Source organism: Streptosporangium sp. NPDC048886, assembly GCF_055586905.1.
Map to the genome: position 1 here is coordinate 1 of NZ_JBVJHH010000085.1, position 15531 is coordinate 15531.

16 protein-coding genes are annotated in these 15531 nt (G+C 71.3%); 8 read left to right on the forward strand and 8 right to left on the reverse strand.

Features of this window, described 5'->3' with window-relative positions:
* Window positions 1-251: 251 nt before the first annotated feature.
* Window positions 252-923 (reverse strand): response regulator, encoded by a 672-nt coding sequence (locus tag ACZ6R6_RS48340; protein WP_470104180.1) that lies wholly within the window; start codon window positions 921-923, stop codon window positions 252-254.
* Window positions 920-2044: a sensor histidine kinase gene (locus ACZ6R6_RS48345; protein WP_470104182.1), complete on the reverse strand. Its 1125-nt coding sequence runs from the start codon at window positions 2042-2044 to the stop codon at window positions 920-922. The genes ACZ6R6_RS48340 and ACZ6R6_RS48345 overlap by 4 nt, the downstream gene beginning before the upstream one ends.
* 123 nt (window positions 2045-2167) lie before the next feature.
* Between ACZ6R6_RS48345 and ACZ6R6_RS48350 the strand changes: the two genes are divergently transcribed.
* From ACZ6R6_RS48350 to ACZ6R6_RS48360, 3 genes are all read left to right on the forward strand, one after another.
* On the forward strand, window positions 2168-3076 hold the full coding sequence (locus ACZ6R6_RS48350; protein ID WP_470104183.1) for an ABC transporter ATP-binding protein: 909 nt from the start codon (window positions 2168-2170) through the stop codon (window positions 3074-3076).
* On the forward strand, window positions 3073-3852 hold the full coding sequence (locus ACZ6R6_RS48355) for an ABC transporter permease (RefSeq protein WP_470104184.1): 780 nt from the start codon (window positions 3073-3075) through the stop codon (window positions 3850-3852). The genes ACZ6R6_RS48350 and ACZ6R6_RS48355 overlap by 4 nt, the downstream gene beginning before the upstream one ends.
* A gap of 341 nt (window positions 3853-4193) precedes the next feature.
* On the forward strand, window positions 4194-7418 hold the full coding sequence (locus ACZ6R6_RS48360; RefSeq protein WP_470104186.1) for an AfsR/SARP family transcriptional regulator: 3225 nt from the start codon (window positions 4194-4196) through the stop codon (window positions 7416-7418).
* Here the strand turns inward: ACZ6R6_RS48360 and ACZ6R6_RS48365 are convergent.
* Window positions 7406-8638 carry a serine hydrolase domain-containing protein gene (locus ACZ6R6_RS48365; RefSeq protein ID WP_470104187.1) on the reverse strand — a complete coding sequence of 411 codons (1233 nt, stop codon included), beginning with the start codon at window positions 8636-8638 and terminating at the stop codon, window positions 7406-7408. The two genes, ACZ6R6_RS48360 and ACZ6R6_RS48365, sit on opposite strands and share 13 nt — an antisense overlap.
* A 135-nt stretch (window positions 8639-8773) precedes the next feature.
* Window positions 8774-9508, reverse strand: a complete 735-nt coding sequence (locus tag ACZ6R6_RS48370) for a TetR/AcrR family transcriptional regulator (RefSeq protein ID WP_470104189.1) — start codon at window positions 9506-9508, stop codon at window positions 8774-8776.
* 102 nt (window positions 9509-9610) lie between these two features.
* Between ACZ6R6_RS48370 and ACZ6R6_RS48375 the strand changes: the two genes are divergently transcribed.
* The 3 genes from ACZ6R6_RS48375 to ACZ6R6_RS48385 all read left to right on the forward strand — a co-directional run bounded on the left by ACZ6R6_RS48375 (window position 9611) and on the right by ACZ6R6_RS48385 (window position 11382).
* A complete protein-coding gene (locus ACZ6R6_RS48375) occupies window positions 9611-9838 on the forward strand; it encodes a hypothetical protein (protein ID WP_470104191.1) in 228 nt (75 codons plus the stop codon).
* Window positions 9839-9959: 121 nt separating this feature from the next.
* Complete coding sequence (locus ACZ6R6_RS48380) at window positions 9960-10292, forward strand: nuclear transport factor 2 family protein (protein WP_470104192.1); 333 nt, start codon at window positions 9960-9962, stop codon at window positions 10290-10292.
* Between the two features lie 196 nt (window positions 10293-10488).
* A complete protein-coding gene (locus ACZ6R6_RS48385; protein ID WP_470104194.1) occupies window positions 10489-11382 on the forward strand; it encodes an NAD(P)-dependent oxidoreductase in 894 nt (297 codons plus the stop codon).
* A gap of 173 nt (window positions 11383-11555) precedes the next feature.
* Here ACZ6R6_RS48385 and ACZ6R6_RS48390 read toward each other — a convergent pair whose 3' ends face one another.
* Window positions 11556-12311 carry a GNAT family N-acetyltransferase gene (locus ACZ6R6_RS48390; RefSeq protein WP_470104196.1) on the reverse strand — a complete coding sequence of 252 codons (756 nt, stop codon included), beginning with the start codon at window positions 12309-12311 and terminating at the stop codon, window positions 11556-11558.
* 1094 nt (window positions 12312-13405) lie between these two features.
* Between ACZ6R6_RS48390 and ACZ6R6_RS48395 the strand changes: the two genes are divergently transcribed.
* Window positions 13406-14437 carry a hypothetical protein gene (locus ACZ6R6_RS48395; protein WP_470104198.1) on the forward strand — a complete coding sequence of 344 codons (1032 nt, stop codon included), beginning with the start codon at window positions 13406-13408 and terminating at the stop codon, window positions 14435-14437.
* 24 nt (window positions 14438-14461) lie between these two features.
* Entirely contained in the window at window positions 14462-14614 is a 153-nt protein-coding gene (locus tag ACZ6R6_RS48400) for a hypothetical protein (protein ID WP_470104199.1), read from the forward strand.
* 104 nt (window positions 14615-14718) lie between these two features.
* Here ACZ6R6_RS48400 and ACZ6R6_RS48405 read toward each other — a convergent pair whose 3' ends face one another.
* The 3 genes from ACZ6R6_RS48405 to ACZ6R6_RS48415 form a co-directional block, all read right to left on the reverse strand.
* Window positions 14719-14919, reverse strand: a complete 201-nt coding sequence (locus ACZ6R6_RS48405; RefSeq protein ID WP_470104201.1) for a hypothetical protein — start codon at window positions 14917-14919, stop codon at window positions 14719-14721.
* Window positions 14920-14923: 4 nt separating this feature from the next.
* Window positions 14924-15073, reverse strand: coding sequence for a hypothetical protein (locus ACZ6R6_RS48410; RefSeq protein WP_470104203.1), 150 nt, complete (start codon window positions 15071-15073; stop codon window positions 14924-14926).
* Window positions 15074-15351: 278 nt separating this feature from the next.
* On the reverse strand, window positions 15352-15531 hold a 180-nt coding region (locus ACZ6R6_RS48415), incomplete at its 5' end, for a hypothetical protein (protein WP_470104205.1).

Genomic DNA, 15531 nt, shown 5'->3' on the forward strand with positions numbered 1-15531 from the left:
GTACAGGCAACCGATGGACGGGTGTCGCTGGGGACCTTCCTGCGCTATGACCGGCGCCTGGGCCACAGCGTGTGGCCTCCGTTGTCCGCGGTCCATCGCCGGCTGACCCCCGGGCTGCTCCGCGACGCCGCGGCGAAGATGGCGGACGTCCCGGAACACCATCCTTGAAGGACGGTGTGGCCGGCCGCCAGGTAGAGCGGGCCGGGCATGGAAGCCCAGGCTCGCCGCGCCTTCACCCGCACCCGCACGGTCTAGGGCGCGGCGGTCAGTCCGGACTCGTAGGCGAAGATGACCAGTTGGGCTCGGTCCCGGGCTGCTGTTTTGGCCAGCAGGTTGGTCAGGTGGGTTTTGACCGTGCTGGTGGCCAGGACCAGGTCGGCGGCTATTTCGGCATTGGACATGCCTCGGGCCACCCGGGCCAGGACGTCTCGTTCTCGGTCGGTGAGGGTGGCGAGGACCTTGCGGGACGGGGTGGATTCGGGGAGGCGGTCGGCGAGGGACAGGGGTGTGGCGGTGAAGCGTTCGATCAGGCGGCGGGTTGCCGCCGGGGTCAGTAGGGCCTCGCCGGCTGCGACCACGCGGATCGCCGTCAGAAGGTCCTCTGGGGGTGAGTCCTTCAGGAGGAAGCCGCTGGCGCCTGCGCGGAGGCCGGCGAAGACGTACTCGTCCAGGTCGAACGAGGTCAGGATGACGACGCGGATTGACGGGTCCTCGGTGATCTTCCGGGTGGCGTCTATGCCGTTCATTCCCGGCATGCGCACGTCCATCAACACCACGTCGGGGCGGAGGGCCACGGCCAGGTCGATCGCCTCGCCGCCGTTCTCCGCGGTGCCCACGACCCGCATGCCCGGTTCCGTGTTCAGGAGGGCCGACAGCGAGACCCGGAGCAGGGCCTGGTCATCGGCGAGCATGACTCGGATCATTGACGGGCCTCGTCCAGCGTGAGGGTTGTCTCTTCGGAGCCGTGAGGGAGCCAGGCTGCTACCTGCCAGCCGTCCGGGGAGGTGGGCTCGGCACTCACCGTGCCGCCGTAGAGACGGGCCCGTTCCTCCATGCCGGGGATGCCCTGGCCCGCGCCGCGCACGGCGACCGGGCCGGGGTTGGACACCCGCAGGCGGACGCCGTCGGCCTCGTGGGTGACGTCGATGGTCGCCGACCTGGTGGCGGCGTGTTTCACGGCGTTGGTCAGGGCCTCCTGGACGATCCGGTAGGCGGCCAGGTCGGCGCCGGCGGCCAGCGGACGCGGGGTGCCGTAGATCGTCAGTTCGGTGCGCAGGCCCGCCGCGGACGCCGCGGCGACCAGGTCGCCCAGGTCGGCCAGGCCGGGCTGGGGGGCGAGGCCGTCGGCGTCGTCGCTGCGGAGGAGGTTCATCAGGCGGCGCATCTCCGCCAGGGATGAGCGGCCGGTCTGCTCGATCGTCTCGACGACCTCGTGGAGCGGGTCGTCGGGGGCGGAGCGGAGGCGCGCGATGCCGGCCTGGACGGTCATCAGAGTCACCCCGTGGGCGACGACGTCGTGCAGTTCGCGGGCGATCGTCAGGCGTTCCGCGGCGATCCGGGCCCCGGCTTCGGCGTCGGCGCGGCGGCGCTGCTGGTCAGCGAAGGCGGTCATCCATCCGCGGCTCTGGCGGACGGCGTCGGCCAGCACGCACGGCGGCAGCGTGGCGATCAGCGGGACCACGACGAGCTGGAGCGGGGTCATGCCGTCCTGACGGAGGACGATCCCCTGGGCCAGCAGCCAGGTACCGGCGCCGGTGAGGACGGCAGCGCGTCTCGACCGGACGGCGGCCGAGTAGGAGGCCAACATCCAGGCGGCGGGCTGCATGGTGGCGTCCAGCTGCTTGAAGACGAACAGGTAGGTGACGGCGTTCGTCCAGATCAGGACGGGCACCGGGTATTTGCGGCGGAGCAGGACCGGGGCCGTGACCAGGAGCAGGGGCAGGAACAGGCCGGGCTCGCCGTCACCGTCCGCGGCGAGCCCGGCCAGCAGCAGGATGATGACGGCGTCCAGGGCGGTCCAGTGCCACGGGCGCAGCGCATTCACGACCCGACCGTATCGATACGGTCCGTCCCGCCGCTTCCCCCCACGGTCCGAAGCGTGATCGGCACCGTGGGCGGAAGCGACCCGCCCGCCCGATCGGCGACCGTGGAGTCCGGGAGGCACAAGATGATCGAAGTCACTGGTCTGGTCAAGCGCTACGGCAGGGCCGCGGCCGTCGACGGGCTCACTTTCACGGTCCGTCCGGGACGCGTCACCGGGTTCCTCGGGCCGAACGGCGCGGGCAAGTCCACCACTATGCGGCTTGTCCTCGGGCTCGACCGGGCGCACAAGGGCCGCGTCCTGATCGACGGGCGGCCGCTGCGTGATCTCGACCGGCCCCTCACCCGGGTCGGGGCGCTGCTGGACGCCTCAGAGGTGCATTCCGGGCGGACGGCCCGGAACCATCTGCGGGTGATCGCGGCGGCCAACGGCATCGGGGAGCGCCGGGTGGACGACTGCCTGGAGCTGGCCGGGCTGGCCGCGGTGGCGGGCCGCCGGATCCGCGGGTTCAGCCTGGGCATGCGCCAGCGGCTCGGCATCGCCGCGGCCCTGCTCGGCGACCCCGGCGTCCTGCTGTTCGACGAACCGGTCAACGGCCTGGACGCGGAGGGCGTCCAGTGGGTCCGCACCCTGATGCGGGACCTGGCCGCCGAGGGCCGGACGGTCTTCGTCTCGTCCCACCTGATGGCCGAAATGCAGAACACCGCCGACCACCTGATCGTGATCGGCCGCGGCAGGCTCCTGGCCGACGCCCCCGTCGGCGATCTGGTGGCGACGGCGTCCATCGAGCTCCGGGTCCCCGAGGCGAAGACAGGCACGGCGGTCGGGCTGCTCGCCCGAGCCGGCGGAGACGTCACCGTCGACGGCGGTGACCTGCTCATCAAGGGCATCGACGCGCCCCACGCCGGAGAACTCCTCCTCGGCGCCGGCATCCCGATCGTCCACCTCGCCGAACACCGCTCCTCCCTCGAGGACGCCTACCTGGGCCTCACCGGCGAGGCAGTCGAATACCACGCACTGGAGAGGCAGCCATGACAGACATCCGATACGTCGTGCGGTCGGAGTGGATCAAGCTCGGGTCGGTGCGGTCGACGTGGTGGTGCCTGGGGGCGGCGGCGCTGCTCGTGCCGGTGTTCGGAGCGCTGACGGCGTTGTCGGTCGATCCGGTCGAAGCGGCGGCGCTACCCAAGGCATGGCTGGTGGAGGACGGGTTCGATCCGCTTGAGCCGCTGAGCGCCGTACTGCTGGCGCAGTTCGCGTTCGGAGTGCTGGGAGTGCTGACAGTCACGTCGGAGTATTCGACCGGGCAGATCCGCAGCTCGCTGCTGGCCGTTCCGCAGCGGCGGCGGCTCTTGACGGCGAAGCTGGCGGTGCTGGCCGCGGTGGTCGCGGCGGTGGCGTCGGCGCTCACGTTCGGGACGTTCTTCCTGACCCAGGCCCTCTACCCGGACGGGCTCGGGATCGGGCTGGGCGATGGCGGCGCTTGGAAGGCCCTGCTCGGCAGCGTCGCCTACACGGTCTTCATCGCGGTGTTCGGCTTCGCGGTCGGTGCGGCGGTGCGCGGGACAGGGGCGGCGATCACGGTGTTCACGATGGTGACGTTCGTGGTGATGAGCGCCCTGCCCGCAGTGCTCCCCAGCTCGTTGCAGGAGGACGCCGTCCACTACACCTTCATCGGGCTCGCCAGATCGCTGACGACGCTCCAGCCGGATCCGCAGCCGGGAATGCTCGTGGCCGCTCTGCTCCTGGCCGCCTACGCCGCCCTCGTGCTGGCCCCGGTGCTGCTGCTGGTGGAGCGGCGGGACGACTGATCAGAGCCGGACCACATGCACATCGACCCTGGACCGTACCGGGCGGATACGCCTGATCAGCAGCGATCGGCTCTGCCGGAATGTCGCTCTGCAGCATGTTCGTGCCGGCGAGCGGCCACCGCCGCGGTCGACGTCCGCCGTTGCGCGATCAGGGCGGCCACGACGCGACGGTGTGGGTGGAAGACCTCGTCATCGGGCAAACCGTGGGTCGGTTCACTTGGGGAAGTACTAGCGCAGCAGATCGTTGGCGTTTGGAACGCAATTGCGCCGTCCGGGGTGTCTCCTCAGGGCTCGAACCTTGACTGTCAGGTAATACGCCGTTCTCTGACAGACTGCGGGCCATGGCAGATGCGATCGAGGAGCATTGCCCCGCTCTCGGCGGCCTGCGCGTCGGCATCCTCGGTTCCCTGGTGCTGGACACCGCTACCGGCCCGACGCGGGTCGGGGGCGCGCGGCTGCGGGCGTTGCTGGCCCGGCTGGTATTGGACGCCGGGCGTGCCGTCCGGCCGGCGACCCTGGTCGAGGCGCTGTGGGGCGAGGTGGCACCGGCCGACCACCTGCACGCGCTGCAATCGCTGGTGTCCCGGCTGCGGCGCGTCCTGGACGACCCCGGGCTGCTCACCTCGGGCCCGGCCGGGTACCGGCTGGCCGTCGAGCCGGACGCGGTCGACGCCGTCCGGTTCGAGCGGCTGGCCCGCGCGGGTCGGCGCGCGCACGCGCAGTCCCGACCCGCCGAGGCTGCCGCCACCTTGCGCGAGGCCCTGAGCCTGTGGCGCGGCCCCGCCCTGGCGGACGTGCGTGAGGCACCGTTCGCCGCCGCCGAGGCCGAACGGCTCGAGCGGGCCCGGTTGGCCACCCTGGAGGACCGGGTCGAGGCCGAGCTCGCGCTGGGCGCCGACCTCGACCTGGTCGCCGAGCTGGAGTCGCTGACCGCCGCGCACCCCCTGCGCGAACGGCTGCACGCCCAGCTGATCCGAGCCCTGGCGCTGAACGGCCGCGGCGCCGAGGCGCTGGCCGCCTACCAGCGGATCCGCGGCCTGCTGGCGGACAGTTTCGGCAGCGACCCCGGACCGCAGCTCCAGGAGGCCCACCTGGCGGTGTTGCGCGGTGAGCTCCCCCGCTCCCGCCGATCGCACGGCAATCTGGAGGTCCCGCTCACCAGCTTCGTGGGCCGCGACGACGACGTCCGCCGCGTGGTCGAACTGCTCGGCCGAGTCCGGCTGGTCACCCTGGTCGGCCCCGGAGGGGCGGGCAAAACCCGGCTGGCCAACACCATCGGCCGGCAGCTCACGCCGTCCGGCGGGGTGTGGTCCGTCCCGCTGGCCCCGGTCGGCGCGGACGACGTGCCCCGCGTGGTGCTCGACCTGTTGCAGGGGCGCGAGCAGGGCGTGCCGCCGCGGCCTGTCACCCCGGAGGCGGTCCTGGACCACCTGGTCGAGACACTCGCGGACGACGACCTGGTGCTGGTGCTGGACAACTGCGAGCACGTGATCGAGGCCGCCGCGACGCTCGCCGGGGCCCTGCTCGGCCGGTGCCCGGGGCTGCGGGTGCTGGCCACCAGCCGGGAACCCCTGCGGATCGACGGTGAGACCTTGCACCCGGTGCTCCCGCTGGAGCTGCCCGAACCAGGCTCGACGGCCGAGCGGGCCCGCGCCTGCGCGGCGGTCCGGCTGTTCCACGACCGGGCCGCCGCGGTGCGGCCGGGCTTCGCGCCGGAAGGCAGCGCGCTGACGGCGGCGGTGGAGATCTGTCGCCGCCTGGACGGCCTGCCGCTGGCGATCGAGCTGGCCGCGGCACGGTTGCGTGCCCTGCCGGTCGAGGTGGTCGCGGCACGGCTGGACGACCGCTTCCGGCTGCTCACCGGGGGCAGCCGCACCGCATTGCCGCGGCACCGGACCTTGAGCGCCGCGGTGGCCTGGAGCTGGGAGCTGCTCGACGCCGACGAGCGAGCGCTGCTGGAGCGGCTGTCGGTCGTGCCCGGCACCTTCGCCGAGGACGCGGCGGAGGCGATCGGCCGGTCGGACGACGTCCGGGAGCTGCTGACGGCGTTGGTCGACAAGTCCCTGCTGCACCCGGTGGAGCCTGCCGACCCGGTCGAGCCGCGCTACCGCGTGCTGGAGACCATCCGGGAATACGGCCTCGAGCGACTGGCCCTGCGTGACGAGGTCGAGGCCGTACGCGGGTGGCACGCCGGGTTCCTCCTCCAGCTGGCCGAGACCGCAGACTCGCACCTGCGCACGTCCGACCAACGGCGCTGGCTGGTCCGCCTGTCCGCGGAACGGGACAACCTGTCGGCCGCGATCCGCTGGGCGGTCGAGTCAGGCGACGCCGACCTGGCGGTCAGGTTCGGTGTCGCGCTGTGCTGGTTCTGGTTCCTGCGGGACCACCCGCCGGAATCGCTGGACCTGCTCGGCCGGATACTCCGGGCCCGCGGCTCGACCGAGCCGCGGGCACGCGCGCTGGTGGCCGTGGCGCACGCGCTCGCCACGACTGAGGCCATCAGCCGGCCTGACGAGGCGGAAGCGGCCTTCGACCGGATCGGGAAGGCGCTGGAGCATGTCGCCCCCGGCACCCACCCCGTTGTGGAGATGGCCCGGTTGGCGCTCGCCGTAAGCTCGGGACGCGATCGAGCCGCACCGGACGTGCCCGGTTCCCCGGACGGGCGGACGGATCCGTGGAGCCGGTCGTTGGCCCTGCTGGCTCAAGGCGTGCTGGCCATGAACACCGGGCACGCCGCCGAGGCGACGGAGGTGCTGTCGCGCGCGCTGACCGGCTTCGAGGAACTCGGCGAGCGGTGGGGCCTGGCGATCACGCTGAGCACCCTGAATTCGGCACTGCAGCGGGCCGGCGAGCCGGCCGGTGCGCCCGCGCTGGCCGAGCGGGCCACCCGCTACTTCCGGGAACTCGGCATGCCCGAGCACACCATGGAGAACGAGGTGGCGGCCGCGCTGCACCGGGCCCAAGGCGGCGACGTGGACGGCGGGCGGCGGCAGCTGACGGACTTGCTCGACCAGGTCGAGCGGACCGGGTCGGCGGAGTCGCGAGCTCAGGTGTGCCTGGGGCTGGCGCAACTGGAATGGCGGGCCGGACGTCCGGGGCCGGCCCGCGAACACGCCCGGGCCGGCTTGGCCGAGGCGCCACCCGGCCGGTCGACCCCGCACCTGACCGCGTTGCTGTTGGGCGTCCTCGCCCAGGTGGACGTCGCGGAGGGTTCCCCGGACGGGGCGGTACGCCGGCTCGACCACCCGGCGGTGCACCTGACGCTGACCTGGCATACGCCGGTCGCGGCCTCGATCGCGGTCGTGGCCGCCGCGATCGAGCTGTGCCGCGACCGGCCGGAGCGCGCGGGACGGCTGCTCGGGGTCGCCACCGCGCTGCGGGGCTGGGACGACCTCGGCGACGTCGACGTGCGGATGATCACGCAGCGGGCCGCGGCCGCCCTGGGCGCCGCCGGGTTCGCGGCCGCGCACGCCGCGGGCGCGGCGATGTCGCGGGCCGAGTCCGAAGACCTGGTGTCCGCGATCATCACCGCGTCCGGGGCCGGCCGCGCCGGTCAGCCGGCGTGAGCCGCGGCCGGCACGGGCTTGCCGAACATCGTGCAGATCACCGCGGTCTGGAGCGCCTGGGCGGCCTTGGCGATCTTCGGGGCGCCCCCGAACTCGCTCCAGAACTCCGTCGAGATGAGGACGGTCGCGGTGCGGCTACCGGTGCGGTCGGTGACGCTGGTGGTGAGGTAGCCGGGTATGCCGCCGTCGTGACCCCAGAAGGTGCCGCACGGGGTGGGGCCGGTCTGGATGCCCAGCCCGTAGCCGGGCCCGTCCGGCTGCCGTGGGTCCACCGGCACGGTGGTGCGCATCTGTGCCAGCTGGGCGGCGGGCAGCAGCTTGCCGGACGTCAACGCGGTGGAGAAGCGGGCCCAGTCCTGCGTGGTGGACACCACCGCCCCGGCCGCCCCGCCCCACCCGGGGGCATTGCCGGAGACGTCCACGTGGCCGTTGCGATGTGCCCCGGCGAAGTGCCTGAACTCGGCCGGCACACTGGGTGGCATGTGGGCGGCATCCAGTTCATAGCCGTGGGCATGGGGGCCACGCCAGGTGGAGTCCGTGGCGAAGTAGGTGTGGTTGAGAGCGAGCGGCCGGGCGATCCGGTCCCGGACCAGATCGGCCAGGCTCCTCCCGGTGACCTGCTCCAGGACGGCGCCGATCGCGGCGTAGTTGGTGTTGCTGTAGGACCATTGCGTGCCCGGCGCGAACAGCGGGTCGTGCTTCACCCCCACGGCGAGCAGCTTCGCCGAGGTCCACCGCCGCCGATCTCTGCCGAGGATCGACGGCCGGAGCGCGGCGTCCTCGGTGTAGTCGAACAGGCCGCTGGTGTGGTTCAGCAGCATGCGCAACGTGATCGCCTTGCCGTTGGGCACCTTGCCGGGCAGCCACTTCTCCACCGGGTCGGTCAGGGCGAGCTCGCCCTCGGCGACCAGTTGCAGCACGAGCGTGGCCACCATGGTCTTGGTGTTGGATCCCATCCGGAACTCGTCCCCCACCTTGAGCAGGTGATCCCGTCTGGTCCAGGCGGCCTGCTCGGCGATCTCGACCGGCCGGCCGCTGCCGTCGTCGACCCGCACGATCACGCCGGGCGCCCCGGCGTCCACCAGCTTGCGCGCCAACTGCTGCAGCTGGGCGCGCTGCGCCTTGGCGCCGTTCCAGGCCGCGGACGGCGTGGTCGCGGCGGCGGCCGGGAACGCCGCGGCCACGGCCAGGCTCACGGTCAGCGCCGAAGCGGTTACCATACGCAGCCGACGTGGCCGCACCGCACGGTCCGACAGAAAAACACGTTGGGACATTGACCCGTTCCTCCGGGTGACAGGTGACGCGGACGACCTCACCCTCCAGGCCGCCGCTCACAAACCGCCCCCAGCGCGCTGTCAGCCGCGCGACCGGGTAATCGGGTTCTCTGTGAGTGTTCGGTCGCCGAGGCCGAGAGAGGCGACGAGGTCGTGCATCTCGTCGCGGTAGACAATGGCCGGGTCCTGGATGAGGGCGCGCAGGTGGCCGTAGATCTCCAGGGCCATGAGCCCGTGCATGCGGCCCCACACCCTCAGCGTCATCGCGATGCCTGCCGGTGGCAGGTCCGGAAAATCCTCCCGGACATGGGCTACCAGGTCCGGGTCGAAGTCGGCCCAGTTGTAGGCACGGTCCTCGGGGCGGTGCGCCCGGACTGTCGGCCAGGCTGCGGCGACGAGGCCGATCAGTCCGCTGCAGGCACGCGCCTCGGCTTGCTTGCCGGGACCGTCGTCGGGCGGACGGTAGCCGGGCACGGAGTCGCCGTAGATCAGCCGGAAGCCTTGGGGGTTGGCCAACGCCCACTCGCGCACGGCTTGGGCCCAGGCCAGGATCCGGCCGCCCGGATCGGTTTCCGGCACCGCGTCGCGGGCGGCTTCGGCGGCGTCGACCGCCGAGGTGTAGACGTCGCCGACGAGCGCCGTGATCAGGTCGTCGCGGGTGGCGAAGTAGCTGTAGATCGCGCCGGCCGTCATGCCCATCTCGCGGGCGATCGCGCGTAGCGAGATGGCGTCCGGGCCGCCGTCCGCCATGAGCTTCATGGCGATCGCCTTGATCTCGGCGCTGGTCTGGGCACGTAGCCGGTCGCGGCGGCTCATCGTGTGGTCGCTCACCCTTGACAGTCTACAGGGTTGGTCTAATCTACATCGTGCTAAGTCTGAACGCCGTGTACTAATATGACGGCATGTAGAAATGGGGGCTTGTGGCCGGAGAAGGACCTCGTCTCGGAGCTGCCGGCGTTGACCCGGCTCATCGTGGCGCTCGACCGCGACATCGGGTACGCGGCGCTGCCCGACATCGGGACCGCGCTGGAGTTCAGCCCGCAGCCGGTGCAGCGGGTGGTCAGCGCCTGTGCCGTCGGGCCCGGCGGCCTGTTGCTGCCCGGCGGGCGAGCCGTGGACCGGCTGGGACCGCGCGGATGTCCATGAGCGGGCCGGCGCTGTACGGCGTCGCGTCCTTCGGGGTGGCCCGACGCCGGGGTGCTGATCTCCCCGTCCTCAGGCCCACCCTGCAACCACAGCGAACATCCCTCTTGGAAGGAGCCGGCAAGTGAGCACCACCGATGTGATCCTCGCCTACCTCGACATCTGGAACGAGCGAGACGCCGCCGCCCGGATGACACTGATGAAGTCCGTCCTCACCGAGGACTCGCTCTACACCGACCCCGACAACGCGGGCCTGCGTGGGCACACCGAACTGTCCGAGGCGATCGGCCGCGCCCGGGAGAAGCTCGGCGACCTGAGGTTCACCCTCGACACCGTGGTCGGCGCCCACCATGACCGCGCGCTGTTCAGCTGGAAACTCGGCACGGTCGCCACCGGCTACGACGTCGTCGAGTTCGCCGGCGACCGCATCCGCAGCATCGTCGGGTTCTTCGTATGAGGCGCCCGCAACGCGGCTGGAGCACCGCTCGGGCCATCTCGCCGCGACGACCGAGCGCCGGCTCCGGCCCCCGCTGGTCCGAGGACGGCTTCACCGGCGCCGAGCCGTCCGGACCGGCGACCCACCACGCCCAGGCCTCGGCCACGGCAACCACACCTGTCGCGGCGGACGCCGCATGAGAGACGCAGGAGCACATATGTCCCCCCTTTCCGCCTCGCAATCGCCGGTCACCGTTGTCGGCCTGGGACTGATGGGCCATGCACTGGCCGCGGCCTTCCTGATGAACGGTCACCCGACCACCGTCTGGAACCGCTCGGCAGCCAAGGCTGACGATCTCGTCGCCAACGGCGCCACCCTGGCCGACTCGATCAAGAGCGCGGTCGAGGCGAGCCCACTCGTCGTTGTCTGCGTCTCGGACTACGACGCCGTGCATGAGTTGCTGGACCCGGTCGGCCCCTCGCTGGCCGGCCGTACCCTCGTCAACCTGACCACGGCCAGTTCCACCCAGGCACGCGAAACCGCCGGGTGGGCGGCCAAGATCGGCAGCGCCTACCTCGACGGGGCGATCCTTGCCCTTCCCCAGGTCATCGGCACCGCCGACGCCACGCTGTTGTACTCCGGCCCGAAGGTCGCCTTCGAGGAGCACCAGGCCACCCTGCGGGCACTCAGCGAGACCGGAACCGTTTACCTCGACGAGGACCACGGCCTGTCTGCCCTGTATGACATGTCTGTCCTGAGCATCATGTGGGGTGTCCTGAACGGCTTCCTGCAGGGTGCCGCACTGCTGGGCACCGCGAACGTCAAGGCGACGACTTTCGCGACCCTGGCCAACACCGCGATCAACGTGACGACCGACTACGTCTCCGCATACGCGCAGCAGATCGACGAGGGCAAGTATCCGGCCACCGACGCCACCGTCGCCATTCACATGGGCGGGATGGCGCACCTGGTCCAGGAGACCGAGGCGCTCGGCGTCAACACCGAGTTGCCGAATCTCTTCCTGGAACTGGCCGAACGTGCGGCGGCCGACGGCCACGCCGACGACAGTTACGCAGCGATGATCAAACAGTTCCGCAAGCCCTCCGTCTGACTTCTTCCCGACGGTGGAACGGGCAGAGCCGGGAATCCGGATCACGCATTCCGTGCCCGGCTCCGCTCCGAGAGGTACGGGTGCACGGGCCCGGCGCCGGGCCGAGGGAGGTCCACGTCGTCAAGGCCGACGCCGTCGCGGTGCTCGAACAGCACATCCCGCCCCCGACCCGATCACGGCGCCGTGCGGTAGTGGTAGCCGCACACCTCCTCGAAACCCGCCCGTCCGTACAGCCGTACGGCAGCCTCGTTCTCGCACTCCACCTGCAGATACATGCGCTCCGTCGCCTGTGTGCGGGCCCAGCCGGCCAGCGCGGCGAGCACCTCGCGGGCCGCGCCCTTCCCCCGTGCTCGCGGAAGCGTCGCCATCCCGAACACCCCCGTCCAGCCGTCGTCGGCGACCGCCCGGCCCACCGCGATCACATCGGCCCCGACGGTCACCGCGGCGTAGGCGCTCGGCCGCTCCACCCGGCCGAGCAGGTCCCACTCACCATCGTGACCGTGCACAGCGTGCCAGACCTCGAACCAGTCGCCTGCCGGCCGGTCCTCCATCCGCACCCGCGGCGACCCCGCCGGCGTCTGCTCCAGCACCCGCGCGGTCGACGCCGCCTGTAACGACATCCGGCCGCCACGGCGGTAGCCGCGCTCCTCCAAGAACGCGTCCAGACCATCGGGACAGGCGCCCGGGCTGATCTGGAAGCGCGCGGTCAGGCCGTGCCGGCCGTAGAAGTCCTCGGCCTCCCCCACCCTGCGCGTCAGCTCCTGCGGTCCGGCGCCGCCGTGCGGCAGTACCGTTCCCACCCACCAGGAGCAGTTGGGCGCCAGGCGCAGCCACCACCCGTCCACGTGCTCGACGTGCTCCGCGGGCAGAGCCCGAGCCGCTCTCTCCTGAAGGCCCCTCACCATGTGCGGGCCGGCGGCATGGATCATTTACGCATCGTCGCACGGAGGGGCCGGAGTGCAGACGGGCCCTGACGGGCGTCGGAGCCCCTCCCCGCAACCACTTGACAGATATGGCAGCTTCGAAAAGTCGTGCCAGGCGGGCCGGCCCCTCGGTGAGACACCGTCCGGCGACCTCCGGGACGGCGGTGGTGTGGCTGCCGACGGTGTCCGGGGTGCGCGGCGAGCCGGGTCCCTCTGTGCTGGATGCCGGCTATCGGAAGAGGTGGACGTTCTCCTCCACCCAGTCGTGCAGGGTCAGCGGTGCCGTGCCGATGAGCCTTTCGACGGTGTCGAAGACCTGCCAGTCCCAAGCCGCGGACTGGCGCTTGAGCTCCGGCGACGCTTCCAGGCGGAGGCCGGACCAGCCGAGGCGGTCGAATCCGGCCCGGGTCTCGGCGTGGGTGCGTTCGATGAGTTCGACCGGCCGGCCGAGTGCCGAGCTGACCTGGCGACTCTGTCCTCGCCCTCCAATCGGTGATCTACTGACGGCACCGTCCAGGAAAGGAGCTGCCGTGACTCACCGTGGGGTTGATGTGGACGTCGACGTCGACGCCGGAGTAATCGTCCGAAGATAGAGCAACCGGACGAGTCCCGAGATCCAATGAGACTTCTTCACAGCTCCAAGGCGGCCCGCCCCTGGCGGGCCGCCGGCGTTCGCGGGCTCGGCTCTCCGGCCGCTCCCGGCCCGCGACGCCCAGGCCCTCACCGGCGATTGCCGAATTGTTCTTATAAGGGGTGCCGCCGGAATACGGCGGAAACGGGCGGCGGCCTTGATCACCAGTTATTAGAACCTTGGGGTCGCGCTGGTTGGTGATGGTTCAGGGGGTTCGGGTGGCGTCGATCGATCGGACGGCGTACCTGAGGTTCAGGCGGGCGGTGTCGGCGCGGGAGCCGGCCGAGGCTTCACCCCTTCGGCCGGCGAGGGGAGCGGGCCCACGGCAAGACACAGCTGGTGTGGTTGAAGGCGTACCAGCGGCTTGGGTGCTTTCCGAATGGCTGCGGTTCCGGAGACATATCCAGTCCGGGCCGAATACGGTGGCTTGTTGACGATCGGCTAAGCCCGCAAGCCTTCCGGAGTCTTCATGCGTACCGCAGCGGCAATCCTCTCCTTCGTGCTCGCCGTCACCATCCTGCCCGCCCGGCCGGCCACCGCCGCGGTTTCCGCCTCGCCGCTGCCGGGCGGCAAGACCACCTACGTCATCTCACAGGGTCATTTGAAGGCCGCCTCCCAGCAGAACTGGGTACGCCTGGGCAGCTACCGCTTCGCCGCGGACGGCACGGTGAGCGCCGCCCTGTACCTCTGGTGGCAGCGTCATCCCAAGGCCAGACAGCGCACCGGCACCGTCCCCGACCCGAGCTGCACCACCAAGGCGGGCGGTGCCGCATCGCGGCCCCGCGCCTGCGAGGTGCTCACCGCCGGAGGCTTCACCGGTGCCCCCGACGAGAGCCGCACCGGGACGTACACCATGGCGGGCGACGTGCTCACCATCCGGTGGAAGATCGCCCAGACGTGGACGGAGCAGTGGTACGTGCGGCCCTCGCCTGACGGCAGGCTGGCCCGCCTGGACCTCAAGCGGAGCACGCTGGCCACGCACGGGTACGGCTACGGCAGCAACGCCGCGAGCAGCACCCGCCGCGCGATGAGCTCGGTGAAGGCGTTCCCCGGCTCACTCAGACAGGACCTGACGAGCTGGGCGGGTGGCAAGCTCGTCACGTCCGGAAATCAGCCGTTCGGCCACTCCGCCTTCCATGCCTGCGCCGCCACCACCTCGTGCCTGACCTACCTGCAACCATCCTCACGCGGCGCGTGTCAAAAGTCGGGCGGCTGCCCCAAATATGGCGGCGGAACGCGCCCCAACGTCAGCTCGATCCAGTACTACCTCACGATGATCTCCAAGTCCGACCGCCGCGACACGCTGTGGCACTGGTGCACCTGCCTGGCGATGGAGCGCGATGAGTTCTGCTATACCGGCAACTCCCACGTCAAACCGCTCATGCAGATCATCGACGACACGGGAGCCTTCCGCGGCTGGGTCGGCGCGGAGGCATCCTTCTCGACCGGCTCCCGGGCGACGGACATGCTGGCGGTGCTGCGCATCTCCGACTTCCGCTGACCAGCTCGGACCCGTATCCACAAGTTGTCAGCTCAGTGGGAGCAGGGCGGGGACGGCGGCCCCGCCGAGCCGGCCACGCTACGCCGCCTGGCCGGCGACGGCGTCTCGGTCACCGAGGCCGCCAGCATCCTCAAGATCGGTCGCTCCACCACACACGAGGCGCCGGCCCAACGCTGAACAGCCGCCAGGGGTAGCGCCGGAATATGGCAGAAACGGGCCGTGTCCGGCTGACCCGACAGAACACAAGTCCTGCCTGGCCACTGCGTGCGCGTCGTCCCCGCTCACCGGAGAGCGGCGTCGCTACCCGTCGTCCCGTCGCCGGTGGAGGAGAGGCGCGCCACCGCGTCGAGGACGAGGGTGGCGGCGACCGCTGCCGGATCGTCGCCGGACCGCATCCAGTTCTCGGGTGAGAGCGGGGCGAAGGAGACGACCGTGCGGCCGTCGCGGGCGTAATCGAAGTAGGCGTTGCCGTTGATGTCCATGGGGTCAGCTGCCGGCGGAGGCGTCATTGGGCAACGGCAGGTTCGGGCAGCTTTGCGCGAGTGCGGTCAGGGCGTCCTGATCGGCGGGATCGGCGGTCAGGGACCAGCGCCACCTGCCCGCGGTCCACTCGCTGAAGTGCATCCTGAACCGCATGCGCCCCCCGGGCTCGGCCGCCCAGGTGGCCCGCTGGAGAACCTGCCCGATGACGTCGCCTTGACCCGGCGTGACGCTCCCGAGCTGACCAAGGACGGACGCCGGTGCTGTTCGAGGCGATGATCACGCTGGAGTGCCCCCGAGGGGGGCACGGGGACACCCTGCCCGCGCTGCGGCAGCACGCCGCCGATCGCCCACTCACCAGCGCTGAGATTTGGCGACCACCCCGGACACCCTTATGGCCCCGTAGCTCCTCGTCTCATCCTCATGCATGTGTATCACGCATACCTCTTCGCCAGTGGTACCGGCCGGACGTTCACCGACGACCGGGGGCCTGACCGCGGGCCGTACTCGCCCGTGAGCTCGATCTTGTCGAAGTCCGAGGTGAGGTCGCCGGCGCCGTCGCCGACGGGCACCTCCACCTCGATCGTGGACCAGTACGCCGCCTGCTGCCCGGT